The sequence below is a fragment of the Streptococcus sp. 714 genome, assembly GCF_013277115.1.
GTDB lineage: Bacteria > Bacillota > Bacilli > Lactobacillales > Streptococcaceae > Streptococcus.
This window is the reverse complement of the sequence record NZ_VMMH01000018.1, coordinates 45,389-62,095: the sequence shown is the minus strand read 5'-3', so window position 1 is coordinate 62,095 and position 16,707 is coordinate 45,389. Positions and strand designations below refer to the sequence as shown.

The following is a 16,707-nucleotide window of genomic DNA, read 5'->3' as shown; positions in this document are numbered from 1 at the left end:
AACTGGAGCTGTAGACGGATTTGTGCCATAGTCTACTAATGATTTATCCTTATGAGAAGAATAAAAGATATTTCTCTTTTTATCCTCATTCTTTAGATAACCAATATATTCAAAGCCATCAATCTGCAAAGGTTTTGGAAGAGATTCTCCAACACCTAAATTTATACTTTGATTATACGCAGCAAGCTCAAGGTTGGTCACAGCCAAGGCAGTCGGAGATAGTAACACAGACCCCATTCCTGTCACCAATAAGATAGACGATAAATATCTCTTACCACTCTTAGCCCTAGCAAATATTAACACCAAGAATGTAAAACCCGCAACTGCAAAAATTGACTCCCAGACCTCAGAGTAGCCGGTCTGAGGTAATGCTCCATATCCTAATTTTTGATCTTTGGGACGATAAACTAAGTAATAACTTTCTGATATCTCTTCAACATGCTTTGGAATATCTCTGATCAAGATAGACTTCTCTGCTTCAGTTAATTCAGATTCCATTACATAATAGTAGCTCACTTGAGCTGACTGTCCATGTGAAATCTCTGTAGCTTTAACAGGGGATAAATCTCCAGCTATTAGACTGCTAAAAAAGAAGCTTCCAATAGTAGCCGAGACTAATCCAACTGACAATTTTCTAAAAGAAAAACGCTGACGTTTTTCTCCATAAAACCATTGTTTCATTTTAATTTTTTCCTCTTAAATATAATATGCCATACTATCTATTTTACCCAATTATAGTTAATTATTCAAATTTTTGGTCAATTTTTTCAGTTTGAAAATACTTTTAAACAACATAATACCAAGTTACAAGCTTTTTAAATTTTCTTAATGCAATTGTGAAAATATACAAAATAATGACCACCCGTCTAACGGGTGGTTTGAACCAGAGCTATAATCCCAAATTACCAGCCAGCGCCTAAAGACGCTGGCTTTCACATTGTTCAAGCCTCATTGCTCTTGACTCGTCACTTGCCTCTTAAAGAGGCTTTAGTATTACTTACCATTATCCCTAAAGGGATCCTCATATTCTTTTATACTTAATTTATCTAGTTCTATATCATGCTTTACTCATTCTCAAATTTTCATACTCGTGAATAAATCATCCACTGGATAATTTATTTACTCTTGGATATATTTCTTAATTGTGGCTTCATTGAGTCCAACCGTACTCACATAATAACCTTCCGCCCAAAAATGACGATTCCCAAACTTGTACTTGAGATTGGCGTGTTCGTCAAACATCATGAATGCACTTTTACCTTTTAAATACCCCATGAAACTTGAAACACTTATCCTTGGTGGAATACTGACTAACATATGTACATGGTCTGGCATTAAGTGACCCTCGATAATTTCAACTCCTTTATAACTACACAAACTATGAAATATTTCTCCTAAACTACTTCGATATTGATTATAGATTATTTTTCGTCTATACTTAGGGGTGAACACAATGTGATAGAACAGTGGCACTTTGTGTGCGATAAACTATGTGCCTTTTGTGCCATATTTTTCTCCTTTCGCTTTACAATTGGCTTGAACACCTTTATTGTATCGCGTTTGGAGTTTTTTGGGTATAACCTTCGACGCGCACCCGCATAGCGGGTGGTTTTTTTGTCTCGCACCTAACTGAGCGATACGGACTAATAGTCACATAATAATGAACTTCGCCACATTGTACAATTTACACTGAATAAACAGAAAAACAAAAGCACGTTATATTAAAACAAGAAAATATAATACCTTTTTAAAAGATGTTTCCTAATCTAAATTTCATCAACAGCTTCAAATTCTACCCTTTCCGTTCCAAAAGAAAGAGCTCAAAAGAAATGATAGAACTCTTGAATTTTAACCCAAGTACGATTACTAGAACTTTGTCTAAGTTTCAAAAAGAAGGATCATCTATTCTTCTTTTTGAAACACGAGGAAGTATAAATCATGCTTATGTAATATTTGAAAACGAGCAGGAATTGTTAAAAGAGAGTTTGAAGGAGAGTATGTAACAATTGACCATCTCTACAGAGTTTATAAGAAGCTAATTGGAAAAAGGACCACTCGTGAAGAATTTTATGATTTTCTGGCTCGCTACGGTTGACCAAAGGTCACCCCACATTTAGAATATCTAAAAATCTAGTCAATACTTTCAGAACGTACGTATGATATAGCAAGAGCAAGCTAGTTTTGGGAGAATTAATAAGAATGAGAAATGTTGAACATAGAAAAAATTCGCCCTCCGGTTGAGAGTCACTATATTCAAGAATTTAGGTATGATTATAATACAGTGGATTCCCATACTGGTGATTATTTTTCTTAATATCTGGTGGCTGTAATACAGAGTGGATGGATAAATAAATTTTTAAAGAAATTGTCCTAAGCTTATCCGAATAACTACATTGTATTTGTGTAACTATTAATACGTCTCACTCCGTAAAGTGCGCTTAAACAATGGATAGTTATTACTCATGATAGATAATACTATTTTACACAAGGCTACAGCTTTAGGTATCCCAATAATATTAAATTGATACTCAATGAAAATCAAAGAGCAAACTAGGAAGCAAGCCGTAGGTTGCTCAAAGCACTGCTTTGAGGTTGTAGATAAGACTGACGAAGTCAGTCACATATATAATCCAAGGTGAAACTGACGTGGTTTGAAGAGATTTTCGAAGAGTATCACCTATATCTCTCTTATGAATATGATATTAGAAAACGAGCATCTCCAATCGTGGAGATGCTCGCTTGTTTTATGTCTGGAGGCCAGTTTTTCCCAGCTTCCAATACTTTTACAGTTGACAAAGATCTCTATATCGAAATCTCCATCATAAAAAATTGTATCAATAGGTAGCATAAAAATATTTAGACTACAAATCGGTGGTAGAATTTCTTTTAGCTAGCTTTCTTAAACCTACATCTTAATACCAAACGCTGACGTCAACATGACCACGAATTCCTTTTAAATATTCAGATGAAGTATATTGCCATCCTTTTTCACCTGAATAGTGAGGATTATTCCAATCAAGCGCATCCGTATAGGCTGCTACCCAGTTAACGTGTTGCAAAATATCGGGATGATTCAAACGAGTTTGCAAAAGTTGACGATAGCTATAAACTTTCACATTTTGATAACCAGCCTTCTTCATTGTTGCCATATACTTATTGATGATTTTGACCCAGATTCCAGTATCACTTGGAGCTCTCTTGGTCTTATTGACATATTCCCAGTTCTCAACATCATAATAGATAGGGTAAGACAAGTTCATCTTGTATTTTTTCAAGAGTTCAATGGTCTGATTGGCATCATTCTCAGCATCAGTCTCATTTTCAGCATAAGTATAGAGGTAAACCCCATAAGGAATTCCAAGACGGTTTAACTCCTTGATATTATAAGCCAATTCCTTGTCCTCAGTTCCACTATAGCCCAAACGAACAATAACTCCATCAACGCCATTATCGTCGATGACTTTTTTCCAGTCACTAATACGACCATTGTGCTCACTGACATCGATGACCTTTTTAACTTGATCAGTCCCAACTTGTTCTTCACGCTGGTTAAAGAAGTAACGGTGGCCATTTCGGTGAACCCAGCCAACATTCAAGCCTTTCTTTTCTTTTAACTCACCTGAGTCAGAAAAAATATAGCGAGCATCATTCATGACTAATTCACCAGTCGCCATAGCACCACTTCCTGTCAAATAGTAGTTACCCTGCCACTCATCTTTAGCCATATAGCCCCACTTCTTGAAATAATACCACTTGCCGTCTACCTTTTGCCACTCTTGATTTGCATAAGAGCCATCAGATTTCAGGTAAAACCAACTCTTATAATTGTTATCGTAAACCCATTCACTCTTGGCCATGTAGCCACCCACTTTGAGATAGTAGTTTCCATGCCACTCTTGATTCGCATAAGAACCATCAGATTTCAGGTAAAACCAACTCTTATAATTGCTATCATAAAACCATTCACTCTTGGCCATGTAGCCACCCGTTTTTAGGTAATATTTACCATACCACTCTTGATTCGCATAAGAACCATCAGATTTCAGGTAAAACCAACTCTTATAATTGTTATCGTAAACCCATTCACTCTTGGCCATGTAGCCACCCACTTTGAGATAGTAGTTTCCATGCCATTCTTGATTTGCATAAGAACCATCAGCCTTGAGGTAGAACCAGCTCTTATAATGATTATCGTAAACCCATTCATTTGTAGCCATGTAACCACCCGCTTTGAGGTAGTAGTTTCCATGCCATTCTTTTTGGGCATAACGACCATCTGCTTTTATATAGAACCAGCTATTGTAGCTAGTATCGAAGATCCACTCACTCTTAGCTTTTGACCCATCTGCCTTCACATAGAAGTCTCCTTCCCAGTGTGCCGATGTGGAAGTTGGTTTACTTTCCGATTTTTGACTACTAGCGCGCGTCTCTTTTACTTCTTCCTTTTTCTCAGCCTGTTGACTAGAAGAAACCTCAACCTTTTTCTCTTCCTCTTTTTGACTTGCCGTCGTTTCTAATTTCTTTTCCTCTGCCTTACTAGAAGAAGTCTGGATGCCACTTCCTTCCGAAGATGCTTTCACTTCAGCTTCATTTGCAGCGACATGACTAACTGACAATCCTAGTAAAAAGATACTTGCTAATCCGATTTTTCCAATCTTTGTTTTCAATCTTTCCTCTCCTATAAAAAATGGAACAGACATCTCAATGCTGTTCCACCTAGCTTTTGCTACTTACTAATTATTTTACAAAGTCAAGCAAAGCCAAGAAGCTTTCTGCTTCAAGTGATGCACCACCTACAAGGGCACCGTCCACGTCTGGGCAAGCCATGTATGAAGCAACGTTTTCAGGTTTAACAGAACCACCGTATTGAACACGAACTTTATCTGCAACTTCTTGACCGAAGTCAGCAGCTACAACGTCACGAACAACTTTACACATTTTTTGTGCGTCGTCTTGTGAAGCTGATTTACCAGTACCGATAGCCCAGATTGGCTCGTAAGCAATAACTGATGCAGCAACTTGTTCAGCAGTCAATCCAGTCAATGCAGCAGATACTTGAGCACCTACGAATTCAGCAGCTTTACCAGCTTCGTAAGTTTCAAGTGACTCACCACAACAGATGATTGGAAGCATACCGTTTGCAAAGATTGCTTTTGCTTTTTTATTAATATCTTCGTCAGTTTCATGGAAGTAGTCACGGCGTTCTGAGTGACCGATAACAACGTAGTCAGTACCGATTTCTTTCAAAACTTGTGGGCTTGTTTCACCAGTGAAAGCACCTGCATTTTCAAAGTAGCAGTTTTGAGCAGCAACTTTAAGGTTTGAACCTTTTGCAGCAGCAAGAACAGTTGTCAAATCAAGAGCTGGAGCTGCGATACCTGCTTCAACAAGATCTGATGAAGGAAGTTTTGATGCAACTGCTTCAACGAATGCTTTAGCTTCTTCTGGATTTTTGTTCATTTTCCAGTTACCAGCGATAAATGGTTTACGTGACATTTCACATACCTCTTTTTTCAATTTATTTTCTATTTATTTTATCACAATTAAACACAGCTTGCAAATCTTACTCGGATTTCAAGCCTGCTTACATGGATTAATCCTTCCAGAGATCCATAGCATTTCTGAAATCTGCAGATACCTGTGTCAACTGAGGATTGCTTGCTTCTCTCTCTGCCCGCTTAGCCTCAATTTGAGCCACACTTTTGATACCTTCATGGCGCCAGTTTCTCAAAATAGCCTGAATGTACTTCCAGTTTGGTTTCCCATTCAAAACAGCTTCACGAAGAGCTTCCTTAATCAAGTCAGCACTGGTTCCATCTTCCTTTAGTGTCTTAGTCAAATCCTCAATCTCAAAAGGTGTCAACAAGCGTCCCAACTCCTGCTGGAAGGTTTCTACCAAATCCTTGAGTTGATTTTGAGGTGTCAACTGGTCTGAACTCGAAGCACTAGCTCCAAACAAGTCATCCAAACGTTCCAAGGCTAGACTAGCATCAAAAAGCAATTCAATTTCGCCATTTAATTCGATAGTACGATACTGGAGCAGTCCCCTCTCCGTCAGATTGGAAATGGACTCGTTGACATCCGAAATTTCCTTGCCAATCCTTTCAGCAATCTGGCTTGGCGACATTTCTTCCAAACCTGTCGTATTTTGCAAATAGAAAAATTGCCAGACCAGAAAATCGTCGCTGGAAGGAAAGAGTTCCTTAAAATGCAAGAGCAGGGCACTCGGTAAAACCAAGTTCCCTGATTTAAAAGCGTCTAAATATGTCATAATTCCTCTTATAAATACCCATATGCAGATGCATCATCTTCTATCTTTCTCCAGTCAAAAGGCGTCTCCTGATAGACAGCATAGTTTACCCAGTTACTGAAAAAGAGGGCTGCAGATGAAGACCAACAAAGACAAGGTATCTTGTTAACATCATCATCCTTAAAGTAATTTTCTGGAATATGTGGGTCTAAACCTGCGTCACGATCTCGAAAATACTCTTTTGCCAAGGTATCACGGTCATACTCCAAATGCCCAAAACTATAAATTTCTCGTAAATCACGACTGGCCAAAATCGAAACCCCAACCTGAGGACCTTCTGATAAAATCTCGAGATTGGTTTTGTTTAAGATCTCTTCCTTAGAAATCTCCGTATGCCGAGAATGGGGAGATACGTAACTATCGTCAAAGCCCCTAAAGAGAAGATGACCTTCCTTTAAGGTGTCCTGAGGATAGATACCCGATAACTTACTGTCCATCTGGTATTTTTCAACCCCATAACGCAGATAAAGCCCAGCCTGAGCCCCCCAACAGATATGAAGGGTCGAATAGACATGGGTCTTGGACCACTCAAGCACCTGACTGAATTCCTCCCAATAGTCCACTTCCTCAAATGGTAAATGCTCAACTGGAGCCCCTGTGATAATCATCCCGTCAAAATACTCATCCTTGACTTCAGGAAAAGTTTTATAGAAAGTCTCCATGTGCTCTGAGCGAGTTGTTTTAGAACGGTGGCTTTCCATATAGAGGAAATCAATATCCAGTTGCAGGGGTGTATTGGCCAAATGGCGCAACAATTGAGTCTCTGTGACCATTTTTTGTGGCATGAGATTTAAGATTAAAATCTTCAAGGGACGGATATCTTGGTGGGCAGCACGTTGATCATCCATGACAAAGATATTCTCTGTCCGTAAAATCTCAACAGCTGGCAATTTTTTATCAATTCGAATCGGCATAACCCTCTCCTAACTGTACTCTTTCAGGAATAATTGCATGTGTTTGAAACTCTTCAAACCGCGTCAACGTTGCCTTACCGTACGTATATGTTACTGACTTCGTCACTTCTATCTGCAACCTCAAAGCTGTACTTTGAGCAGCTTACGGCTAGTTTCCTAGTTTGCTCTTTGATTTTCATTGAGTATGAAACTAAATCTCAAACACTTAGTCCTTTTATTATACTGCAAGAAGATATAGTTTTCAATTATAGTTTTTCTCTAACTAGCTATAGTCTATTTTTATATCCTAATGTAGAGAAAACAGCCCTAGGGACTGTTTTTCATTAATAATGCATGAGAACTTTGTAATCGTAGTCACCGATTTTTTCACGGCCGTTCAATTCATCCAATTCAACAAGGAAGGCACAACCTGCTACAATACCACCAAGTTTTTCAATCATCTCGATAGTTGCCTTAACAGTTCCACCTGTTGCCAAGAGGTCATCTACGATAAGAACACGTTGACCTGGCTTGATGGCATCCGCGTGCATAGTCAAGGTGTCAACACCATACTCTTTTTCATAGTCAGCAGAAATGACTTCGCGTGGCAATTTTCCTGGCTTACGAACAGGAGCAAAACCAATTCCCAACTCAAAAGCAACTGGACAACCCACGATAAATCCACGAGCTTCAGGACCTACGATCATATCAATTTTCTTGTCAGTAGCATACTGAACGATTTCACGAACAGCGTAGCTATAAGCATTTCCATCAGCCATCAAAGGACTGATATCACGGAAGGTGATGCCTTCCTTTGGATAATTTTCAATTGTTGCAATATAATCTTTTAAATTCATCTTTTTCTTTCTTTCAAAATTTTTACTCTCTATTATACCATATTTTCTAGCAAAGAAGGAAGAGAAAACAGCATTTCATTTGCTACTCACTCTATGAGCTAAATGAAGATAACTATTTTTATCTAAACTATAACTCACATACAAAAACGAGCACTTTCGTACTCGCCTTTGTGTATAAACAACTGATTAAAGTGAGTTAACGTCAACTTTGATACCAACACCTTGAGTAGTTGTGATAGTCAAGTTTGTTACGTAAGTTCCTTTAGCTGTAGCTGGTTTTGCTTTTTGGATTGTTTCGTTGAAAGCTTTGAAGTTTTCAACCAATTTTTCAGCTTCAAATGATACTTTACCGATGATTGCTTGAACATTACCTGCACGGTCAGCACGGTAAGTGATTTTACCACCTTTAGACTCTTCAACTGCTTTAGCAACATCCATTGTTACAGTACCAGTTTTAGGGTTTGGCATCAAGTTACGTGGTCCAAGGACACGTCCAAGACGTCCAACAAGAGCCATCATGTCAGGCGTAGCGATAACTACGTCGAAGTCCAACCAACCGTCGTTGATTTTAGCAACAAGGTCATCTTCGCCAACAAAGTCTGCACCAGCAGCTTTTGCTTCTTCAGCTTTTGCACCACGTGCAAAAACAAGAACGCGTGAAGTTTTACCAGTCCCGTTTGGCAATACCATTGCTCCACGGATTTGTTGGTCAGCTTTTTTAACGTCGATGTTCAAGTTGTAAGCAACTTCTACAGTTGCGTCAAATTTTGCAAAGTTAGTTTCTTTTGCAAGTGCTACAGCTTCTTCTACGCTGTATGCTTTTGTGCTGTCGATTTTCTCAAGAGCAGCACGAAGTTGTTTGCTTTTTTTAGCCATTTTCTATTCTCCTTGTAAGTGGTTCAATCGATTTTCATCTCCCACGTCACTTCTCGAAATGATGAAGTCTTGCGGGTTATATTGGGGGTGTTATTGATTAGTCAACAACAGTGAATCCCATAGAACGAGCAGTACCTTCGATCATACGCATTGCAGACTCTACGTTTGCTGCGTTCAAATCTGGCATCTTAGTTTCTGCAATTTCTTGTACTTGTGCACGAGTAACTGTAGCAACTTTAGTTTTGTTAGGTGTACCTGATCCTTTTTCAACACCTGCAGCTTTTTTCAAAAGAACAGCGGCTGGTGGTGTTTTAGTGATGAAAGTAAATGATTTATCTTCGTAAACTGAGATAACAACTGGAATGATCATACCAGCTTGGTCAGCTGTACGAGCGTTGAACTCTTTTGTGAATCCCATGATGTTGATACCAGCTTGACCAAGAGCAGGTCCAACTGGTGGAGCTGGTGTAGCTTTACCAGCAGGGATTTGCAATTTTACAAGTTTTTCGACTTTTTTAGCCATTTTTAAATCCTCCTTTGTGGTTTTGGCGGTAATTAGAGATTTTTACCTCCCACAAGTATGCTTTTCACATACCCATCTATTATACACTATTTATCTAGAATTGCAAGAGAAAAGTTTATTTTTTATACTCAATGAAAATCAAAGAGCAAACTAGGAAGCTAGCCGCAGGCTGTACTTGAGTACGGTAAGGCGACGCTGACGTGGTTTGAATTTAATTTTCGAAGAGTATTAATCGACGTAATCTCCACCTTCAAACCCATAGTATTCTTCCAAGCTGAGACCAGTCTCAGCAATTTCTTTAGCTTCTTTTCCGACATAACGAAGGTGCCATTCCTCAGCCATATAGCCTGTTTCCTTTTCCTTACCTTTGAGATAACGGACAACAAAGCCATAATCAGCAGCATGGTCCAAGAGCCATTGTGCCGCCTTCTCTTCTGTCACCAAATCACCATTTGTCCCAATCACATCAAAGGCTAAGCCTGTCTGGTGTTCGCTATAGCCAGGACGAGCAGAATAACGGTCGGCAGCTTCTTTCCCATCTTGATTGACATAATCTTGATAGAGCTTGGTCTGAGTTTCATAACTTCTAAAGCCACTGTAATGATCGCTGATTGGGAAACCTGCCTCTTGCATAGCTTTTATGAGTTTGAGCAACTCAGCCTTGGCTGTTGGATTTTCCCCTGGATTATAGTCTTTAGACAATGGGTAGTGTTTATTGGCTACGATGATTTCATCGTATTTCCCTTGTATGCTATAGTAGTCTCCTTTATTAACCACTTCTGCTTTTTTCTGAGCAGCTCCTTGAGATTTACTGCCGGCTGTTCCATCAGCTTTAGCTGTTTGTTCTGTCTTAGCTGCGCCATCTTCATTTTTTGTTTTTTCTTGTGAACAAGCTGCTAGACTCAAGGCTAGCAAGGCTGTCAAGATAAGGTATCTTTTCTTCATTTCTACTCCTTTATTCTAATAGTTTATCTACTTCTGATGATAAACGTTCGACTAATCTTTTAATCTCATCCGGTTTTGCTTGGCAGGTTTCTGCTGTCATTTCTTCAAAAGGAACCCACCAAACTGGCCCACGCCCCTTGAGTCCGTGACCATTCATATCACCTGTTCGTCTAGGAAACAGATGCCAATGAAGATGGGCATCACCATTTCCTAGCAGTTCGATATTCATTTTCTCAGCAGCAAAAGACTTGGCAACTGCCTCTTGGACCACACTCATTTCTTCTAGAAAACGGAGTTTCGTTTCCTTTTCTAAATGGTGCAATTCGGTGACATGTTCTTTGGATAGAAAAAGACTATATCCTGCAAAATACTGGTGGTCTCCAACCACAAAATAGCCTGTTTCCAACTCTCTTACAAAGTAAGGATTTTCCCCAGCCTTGATCAGCTCAATTCTCTGGCAAATCAGGCACATATTAGTCTACCAATGCGCTCTTAAGATAGGCATCAACCATACGCTCCGTTGCAACCACCGAGTCAATATGAGTGCGCTCATAAGAGTGGCTAGACTCGATACCAGCACCAAGAAGGGCGTGTTTGACCTCTGCCCCTGCAGACATGGCTGCTGAAGCGTCCGATCTATAAAATGGATAGATATCCAATTTAAATGGAATATCCTGCTCTTTCGCCAAAGCCACCAAGTGTTGACGGAAGTCATAGTGATAAGGACCTGAAGCATCCTTGACACAGATAGACACTGTGTACTCGTCTGTCTGCTGATCATCCCCCATAGCTCCCATATCCACAGCCAGATATTCTACTACCTGGGCAGGAATATTAGAGTTGGCACCGTGACCTACTTCTTCAAAAACTGAAAAAGCAAAATGGGTTGTTACGGGTAATTCAACCTTCTCTTCCTTATAAACACGAAGCAGGTTAAGCAAAATCGCTGCACTGACCTTATCGTCCAAATGACGAGATTTGATAAAGCCTGTCTCTGTCACGACAGTTCGTGGGTCAAAGCTGATAAAATCACCGACTTCAATTCCCAAGACACGAGTTTCTTTTTCATTAGTTACTTTTGCATCCAAACGCACTTCCATATTGTCCTGCGTGCGTTCTGCAGTTCCTGCATCCTTGTAGACATGGCAAGAGGTCTGGTGGATAAGGATGGTTCCGGATACCGTTTGACCTGTGCTAGCTACATGAACGGTACAGTTTTCTCCTTCAATCATGTTCCAAGGAAAACCACCGATACGGTCCAATTTGAGACGACCATCTGGTTTGACAGCACGGACAATAGCCCCCAGCGTATCTACATGGGCAGTCACATAGCGTTGTTGCTCATCATTTTGACCTTTGATAGTCACATTGACACCGCCCTTGGCTGTACGAACTGGCTGGTAACCGAAACCTTCTAGAGTCTTGACTAAATAGTCCGAAATCTCACGAGTGAAGCCCGTTGGTGATGCAATAGCTGTCAGTTCTTTGATATATTCTACTGTTTGATTCATTTCTTCACCTCTTTTGCTACCTATTATAACACATTTATCATCGGATAAAAAAAGAAAATCACTCCTGTAGCCTTGACTACAAAAGTGATTTTATACTCAATGAAAATCAAAGAGCAAACTAGGAAACTAGCCGCGGGCTGTACTTGAGTACGACAAGGCGACGTTGACGCGGTTTGAATTTGATTTTCGAAGAGTATTAGTGATTATTCCATTTCAAAAACATCACTTTCTTGCTTATTTGGTAGAACCAATGAGAGCAAGATTCCAACGATGGCTGGCACCAACCATGGAAGAGATGCCTTGGCAAAAGGAAGAGCATTGACAAGATTTGCAAGAAACTCAACCTTAAATGAGCTTCCTAGTACGCTTGCAATGGCAATAGCTGTAACCACAGCAATTGTCAACTGCATACCTGGTTTTGAAAGGGCAACAAATTTGTTCACAATAACAATCATAACGATGGCAATCGTGATTGGGTACAAGATAACTAGTACTGGAATTGAGTACTTGATAATTGCACTCAAACCAAGATTTGCAATGGCAAATCCAATCAAGGTAAAGACTGTTGCATAAACCTTGTAGCTGATTTGTGGGAAACGTCCGTTAAAGAACTCCGCTGTTGACACAATTAGACCAACTGTTGTTGTGAAGCAGGTTACAGTAACCATAGCTGCAAGGAAGAGTTGAGCTGTTGAACCAAAGATTTCTTGAGTAGCTTGTGACAAGATATAAACACCTGGCGTTCCACCCTTCATCGCTTCAGCTGGTACTGGGAAATGATTTCCAAGGAAACCTAAACCGATGTAAAGAGCGCTGAAGGCAAGGGCAACAACGATACCAACAACCCAAATAGTCGAAATGTATTCTTTCTTACTTGAAAATCCAAGTTGCTTCAAGGTTTGAACTGCGATTACGCTAAAGGCAACTGAGGCAAGGGCATCCAAGGTATTGTAACCTTCTAGGAAACCTGTACCAAAGGCAGAAGCTTGATAAGCATCTGAAGCAACTTGAGGACTTGTTCCACCGTATTTGAAAGCTCCTAGAACAACCAAGATAACAATCAAAATCGCAAAGACTGGCGTTAAGATACGGCCGATACGGTCCAAGATTTTTGATGGATTAAGCGAAATCAAATAGGCTGCCGCAAAATACAGAACCGTAAAGACAATCAAGCCAAGACCTTTATTTGCATCCGACAAAAGAGGGCTAATCCCTACCTCGTAAGCTGTTGTAGCTGTACGTGGGATGGCAAAGAATGGGCCAATTGACAAGTAAAGAACTGAGAGGTAAAGAGTCGCAAACCAAGGAGCTATCTTTGTTGAAATCTCGTAGATATATCCTTTAGGATTGAGCGTTCCAATAATAAGAGTCAAGACGGCGATACCGACACCTGAAAAGACAAAACCTGCGATGGCAGGAAGAAAATGTTCTCCAGATAGAGCACCTAGAGAAGGCGGAAAAATCAAGTTCCCCGCACCAAAAAATATTCCAAACAGGAGCAAGCCTGTTAGGGCACCTTTTTTAGCCATGAAAATCTCCTTCATATTTATAAAATACTGACCTAGTATATCATGAATACGAGTATGAAAAAAGCTTCACGAAGTAAATATTGAATGTTTTCAAGATTCTCAAAAATGAGAATTGTCTAAAAATAAAACTCTCCTACCCAGTCCATACCGAGTAGGAGAAAATCTACTGTTTAAAGTTCTTCAAAGGCTAACATGCCACCCTGAACATTGATAACCTCATAACCTTGTTCAGCTAGGAATTGACAAGCACGCGCCGATCTCATTCCAGATTTGCAAATAACATAATGCAACTGGTCCTTGTCCAACTGATCAAAGGTATCAGCCAATTGACTAAGCGGTAGGTTGTGGGCACCTTCTAAATGAAGTGTTTCAAACTCATCCACTTCTCGCACGTCCACTAGAGAAAGTTGGTCATTTTGATAAAGCTGGTAAAATGCGTCAAAGGTAATTTCTTTCATTCTTTTTCTCCTAAAATAGTTTTAATTCTTTTTTTCAAATCCGGCACTACTTCTGCCTCAAACCAAGGATTTTTGGCCATCCAGATTTGATTTCGTGGTGAGGGGTGAACTAGAGGAAAATAGTCTGGCAGATAGTCTTTATAGCGTTTTACCCGTTCTGTCACCTTGCCACTGACTTTCTCCTGTAAATAGTAGGCTTGGGCATATTGCCCAATCAAAAGGGTTAACTGAATATCTGGTAATTCTTGCAAGAGCTGCGGGTGCCATTTTTCAGCAAAACCTGCTCGCGGTGGCAAATCACCTGACTTGCCATGCCCTGGAAAGTAGAAATCCATGGGTAAAACCGCAAAACAACCTGAATTGTAAAAGGTATCTTCATCTACACCTAGCCAGTCTCTCAGGCGGTCCCCACTTTTGTCCTTCCAGTAAAGCCCTGCTTCTTGGGTTTTAAGTCCCGGTGCCTGACCGACGATATTGATGCGAGCAGTCTTTGGCGCTGCAAAGAGAGGCTCTATTCCGCGCTCGGTATAGCTGGCATTCTGCGGATCCGCCATGATAGCCTGCTTTATTCTTTCGATTTGAGACATCTACTTTCCCTCCAAAAAGAAGTCTAAGCATAGCATCTCAGACTTCTATCGTTTTATTTGATCAATTCGTAAATAGCTTCGGCATAGATTGCTGCTGCTCGGAAAAGATCGTCCAAGGCGATAAATTCATTAGCTTGGTGCATGGTGTCAATAGAGTCTGGGAACATGGCACCATAGGCAACACCTCGTTCTAGCAGGCGACCAAAGGTACCACCACCGATAACTTGTTCATGACCTTTAAGGCCAGTTTGTTTTTCATAAACATTCAACAAGGTTTGTACAAGCGGATCTTCCATTGGCACATAGTGAGGGGTGTGACCGTGTTCAGAAAGGCTAACAGAAGCAACTGGCAAGTTTTCAAGGATTGACTTGATTTGCTCTGGACTTGTTCCTTTTGGATAGCGGATGTTGAGGGCAATGGTATTGTCAGCGCTTGTTTCATCAAAGCGGAAGACACCCGCATTCATAGACAGAGCACCCATCTTTTCATCCACATGAGCAATCTTGAGATTTTCCCCCTCATGGTCATTCAAAAGAATTTTTCCAGCGATGTCAAGGTAGTCTTTTGCTGGACCAGCAAAGTCAAACTGGCTGAGGAAGAGGGCCAGGTAAGTTGCACCATTGACACCTGAAGCAGGCATAGCACCATGGGCTGATTTACCAATAATCGTCACCTTGTATTGGCCAGTTTCTTCTTGAATTTCTCCTCTGAGCTTGTGTTCTGCAACAAAGGCATCTAGTTTGGCTTGCAAGTCAGCCAAGTCACCTGAAACAACTGCTGTTGCTGACTCAGGTACCATGTTTTCACGTAAGCCACCCGTAAAGCTGTGAAGACGAGCGGCACCATTGTTTTCTCCTGCAAAGTGGAGGTATTCTGTAATGTTTCCTTTTTCACCATTGATGATAGGGAACTCAGCATCTGGGGAGAAACCGAAGTCTGGTTTTGCAAGTCCTACATGTTCAAAATAGTAATCCATGTCTGCCCAGCCTGATTCTTCATCAGTTCCGACAATAAAGCGAACTTTCTTAGAAGTTGGAAGGCCCAATTCTTTGATGATTTTCAAACCATAGTAACAAGCTGTTGTAGGACCCTTGTCATCTGAAGCACCACGCGCGTAGAGGCGACCGTCTTTGATAGTTGGTGTATAAGGATCCGTGTTCCAACCGCTACCAGCTGGCACTACGTCCATGTGGGCAAAGATTCCGAGAACTTCTTCTCCATCACCAAACTCGAAGTGTCCTGCATAGTTATCAACATTTTTAGTTGGATAGCCATCGCGGTCTGCGATTTCAAGGAATTTTTCTAAGGCTTTTACTGGACCAGGCCCAAATGGATGCTGGGCATCAGCCTTGCTGTCATCACGTTCTGAGTTGATTTCCAAAAGGCTAAACAAGTCAGCCAAGAGGTCTTCTTTGCGTTTTTCTACTTCTGCTGTAAAATCAATTGCTGTCATATTATCTTCCTTCTATCTTTTCTCGATGATTTCATCTACTGGCAAGCGGTAGCTTGGTTCTAATTTCTCGTCCGTATACCCCACTGTAATCAAGAGTTCTGGGCGGAAACGTTCTTCGATATCCAAAACTTCGTTGACTTTTGATTTGTCAAAACCAAGGATCATATTTGAGCCAATTCCTTGATCTGTAAGAGCGAGAATCAAGTTCATAGCAACCAAACCTGCATTGAGGGCTAGGTAGTCACTGACCTGTTGTTCATTGTAACGGGCAAATTCCGCAGGCAAATTTTTCATAAAGTATTGAAGTTGTTCTTCTGAGAAATTGTTAGCACCTCCAACTCGGGCAATCTTACGAGCACGTTTGGCAAGGTCTGTATCCGTAAACAGGGCAATGGTTACAGGCGCTGATGATACCTGCTCAAAGTTGGAACCGTAAGCCAACTTTGCCAATTCAGCATTTTTCTCACGAACCACCACAAATTTCCAAGGCTGGCTATTGTGGGCACTTGGAGCCAAGGTTGCAATTTCGATAGCCGTACGCACATCTTTAGGATCCACTGGCTTATCAATGAACTGCTTGGTCGCATGACGTTTTTTATTTAATTCAAGAAATTTCATAATCGATTTCCTTTTCTAATTCTACTGCTTCCATTCTACCATAATTTGAAAGAGCTTGCAGGGATTTTTCATGATTAAGTTTTTTTATCACAGCCATAAAAAATATATATTGGTTCATCGGGAAAGTTTCTGATAAACTAGCAGAT

The 16,707-nt window shown here is 40.4% G+C and carries 16 protein-coding genes and 1 pseudogene; all 17 read right to left on the bottom strand.

What is annotated here, in order from left to right:
* Positions 1-681, bottom strand: a 681-nt coding sequence (locus HT718_RS07520) for a YSIRK-type signal peptide-containing protein (RefSeq protein WP_173268058.1), incomplete at its 3' end; no start/stop codon positions are given.
* Positions 682-993: 312 nt separating this feature from the next.
* Positions 994-1,508 (bottom strand): annotated as a pseudogene (gene tnpA, locus HT718_RS07515) (IS200/IS605 family transposase).
* 1,404 nt (positions 1,509-2,912) lie between these two features.
* Positions 2,913-4,700: a GH25 family lysozyme gene (locus HT718_RS07510; protein ID WP_173268057.1), complete on the bottom strand. Its 1,788-nt coding sequence runs from the start codon at positions 4,698-4,700 to the stop codon at positions 2,913-2,915.
* Between the two features lie 37 nt (positions 4,701-4,737).
* Positions 4,738-5,496, bottom strand: a complete 759-nt coding sequence (tpiA, locus tag HT718_RS07505; RefSeq protein ID WP_084863022.1) for a triose-phosphate isomerase — start codon at positions 5,494-5,496, stop codon at positions 4,738-4,740.
* Positions 5,497-5,593: 97 nt separating this feature from the next.
* Positions 5,594-6,271, bottom strand: coding sequence for a DnaD domain-containing protein (locus HT718_RS07500; protein ID WP_173268056.1), 678 nt, complete (start codon positions 6,269-6,271; stop codon positions 5,594-5,596).
* An 8-nt stretch (positions 6,272-6,279) separates the two neighbouring features.
* The gene (gene metA / locus HT718_RS07495) at positions 6,280-7,224 is read right to left on the bottom strand and encodes a homoserine O-succinyltransferase (protein ID WP_173268055.1); all 945 of its coding nucleotides are present in this window, start codon (positions 7,222-7,224) and stop codon (positions 6,280-6,282) included.
* 323 nt (positions 7,225-7,547) lie between these two features.
* A complete protein-coding gene (locus tag HT718_RS07490; protein ID WP_049551996.1) occupies positions 7,548-8,060 on the bottom strand; it encodes an adenine phosphoribosyltransferase in 513 nt (170 codons plus the stop codon).
* 186 nt (positions 8,061-8,246) lie between these two features.
* Entirely contained in the window at positions 8,247-8,936 is a 690-nt protein-coding gene (rplA, locus tag HT718_RS07485) for a 50S ribosomal protein L1 (protein ID WP_001085675.1), read from the bottom strand.
* Between the two features lie 97 nt (positions 8,937-9,033).
* Positions 9,034-9,459, bottom strand: a complete 426-nt coding sequence (gene rplK, locus HT718_RS07480) for a 50S ribosomal protein L11 (RefSeq protein ID WP_001085807.1) — start codon at positions 9,457-9,459, stop codon at positions 9,034-9,036.
* A 228-nt stretch (positions 9,460-9,687) separates the two neighbouring features.
* Entirely contained in the window at positions 9,688-10,404 is a 717-nt protein-coding gene (gene ldcB, locus HT718_RS07475) for an LD-carboxypeptidase LdcB/DacB (RefSeq protein WP_173268054.1), read from the bottom strand.
* 10 nt (positions 10,405-10,414) lie between these two features.
* Positions 10,415-10,876, bottom strand: a complete 462-nt coding sequence (locus HT718_RS07470) for an HIT family protein (RefSeq protein ID WP_049540872.1) — start codon at positions 10,874-10,876, stop codon at positions 10,415-10,417.
* Position 10,877: 1 nt separating this feature from the next.
* Positions 10,878-11,915 carry a M42 family metallopeptidase gene (locus tag HT718_RS07465; RefSeq protein WP_173268053.1) on the bottom strand — a complete coding sequence of 346 codons (1,038 nt, stop codon included), beginning with the start codon at positions 11,913-11,915 and terminating at the stop codon, positions 10,878-10,880.
* Between the two features lie 203 nt (positions 11,916-12,118).
* Positions 12,119-13,444, bottom strand: a complete 1,326-nt coding sequence (gene brnQ / locus HT718_RS07460) for a branched-chain amino acid transport system II carrier protein (protein WP_173268052.1) — start codon at positions 13,442-13,444, stop codon at positions 12,119-12,121.
* A 170-nt stretch (positions 13,445-13,614) separates the two neighbouring features.
* Positions 13,615-13,902 carry a rhodanese-like domain-containing protein gene (locus HT718_RS07455; protein ID WP_000659160.1) on the bottom strand — a complete coding sequence of 96 codons (288 nt, stop codon included), beginning with the start codon at positions 13,900-13,902 and terminating at the stop codon, positions 13,615-13,617.
* On the bottom strand, positions 13,899-14,489 hold the full coding sequence (locus HT718_RS07450; RefSeq protein WP_173268051.1) for a uracil-DNA glycosylase family protein: 591 nt from the start codon (positions 14,487-14,489) through the stop codon (positions 13,899-13,901). Before HT718_RS07450 ends, HT718_RS07455 begins: the two co-directional genes overlap by 4 nt.
* 53 nt (positions 14,490-14,542) lie before the next feature.
* Positions 14,543-15,943, bottom strand: a complete 1,401-nt coding sequence (gene pepV / locus HT718_RS07445) for a dipeptidase PepV (RefSeq protein ID WP_173268050.1) — start codon at positions 15,941-15,943, stop codon at positions 14,543-14,545.
* A 12-nt stretch (positions 15,944-15,955) separates the two neighbouring features.
* On the bottom strand, positions 15,956-16,561 hold the full coding sequence (locus HT718_RS07440; protein WP_173268049.1) for a nitroreductase family protein: 606 nt from the start codon (positions 16,559-16,561) through the stop codon (positions 15,956-15,958).
* Positions 16,562-16,707: the final 146 nt, after the last annotated feature.

Bases quoted from the DNA above. Each gene is read 5' to 3' on its own strand.
- HT718_RS07510 (WP_173268057.1), bottom strand. From the start codon at position 4,700: ATGTCTGTTCCATTTTTTATAGGAGAGGAAAGATTGAAAACAAAGATT.
- tpiA (WP_084863022.1), bottom strand. From the start codon at position 5,496: ATGTCACGTAAACCATTTATCGCTGGTAACTGGAAAATGAACAAAAAT.
- HT718_RS07500 (WP_173268056.1), bottom strand. From the start codon at position 6,271: ATGACATATTTAGACGCTTTTAAATCAGGGAACTTGGTTTTACCGAGT.
- metA (WP_173268055.1), bottom strand. From the start codon at position 7,224: ATGCCGATTCGAATTGATAAAAAATTGCCAGCTGTTGAGATTTTACGG.
- HT718_RS07490 (WP_049551996.1), bottom strand. From the start codon at position 8,060: ATGAATTTAAAAGATTATATTGCAACAATTGAAAATTATCCAAAGGAA.
- rplA (WP_001085675.1), bottom strand. From the start codon at position 8,936: ATGGCTAAAAAAAGCAAACAACTTCGTGCTGCTCTTGAGAAAATCGAC.
- rplK (WP_001085807.1), bottom strand. From the start codon at position 9,459: ATGGCTAAAAAAGTCGAAAAACTTGTAAAATTGCAAATCCCTGCTGGT.
- ldcB (WP_173268054.1), bottom strand. From the start codon at position 10,404: ATGAAGAAAAGATACCTTATCTTGACAGCCTTGCTAGCCTTGAGTCTA.
- HT718_RS07470 (WP_049540872.1), bottom strand. From the start codon at position 10,876: ATGTGCCTGATTTGCCAGAGAATTGAGCTGATCAAGGCTGGGGAAAAT.
- HT718_RS07465 (WP_173268053.1), bottom strand. From the start codon at position 11,915: ATGAATCAAACAGTAGAATATATCAAAGAACTGACAGCTATTGCATCA.
- brnQ (WP_173268052.1), bottom strand. From the start codon at position 13,444: ATGGCTAAAAAAGGTGCCCTAACAGGCTTGCTCCTGTTTGGAATATTT.
- HT718_RS07455 (WP_000659160.1), bottom strand. From the start codon at position 13,902: ATGAAAGAAATTACCTTTGACGCATTTTACCAGCTTTATCAAAATGAC.
- HT718_RS07450 (WP_173268051.1), bottom strand. From the start codon at position 14,489: ATGTCTCAAATCGAAAGAATAAAGCAGGCTATCATGGCGGATCCGCAG.
- pepV (WP_173268050.1), bottom strand. From the start codon at position 15,943: ATGACAGCAATTGATTTTACAGCAGAAGTAGAAAAACGCAAAGAAGAC.
- HT718_RS07440 (WP_173268049.1), bottom strand. From the start codon at position 16,561: ATGAAATTTCTTGAATTAAATAAAAAACGTCATGCGACCAAGCAGTTC.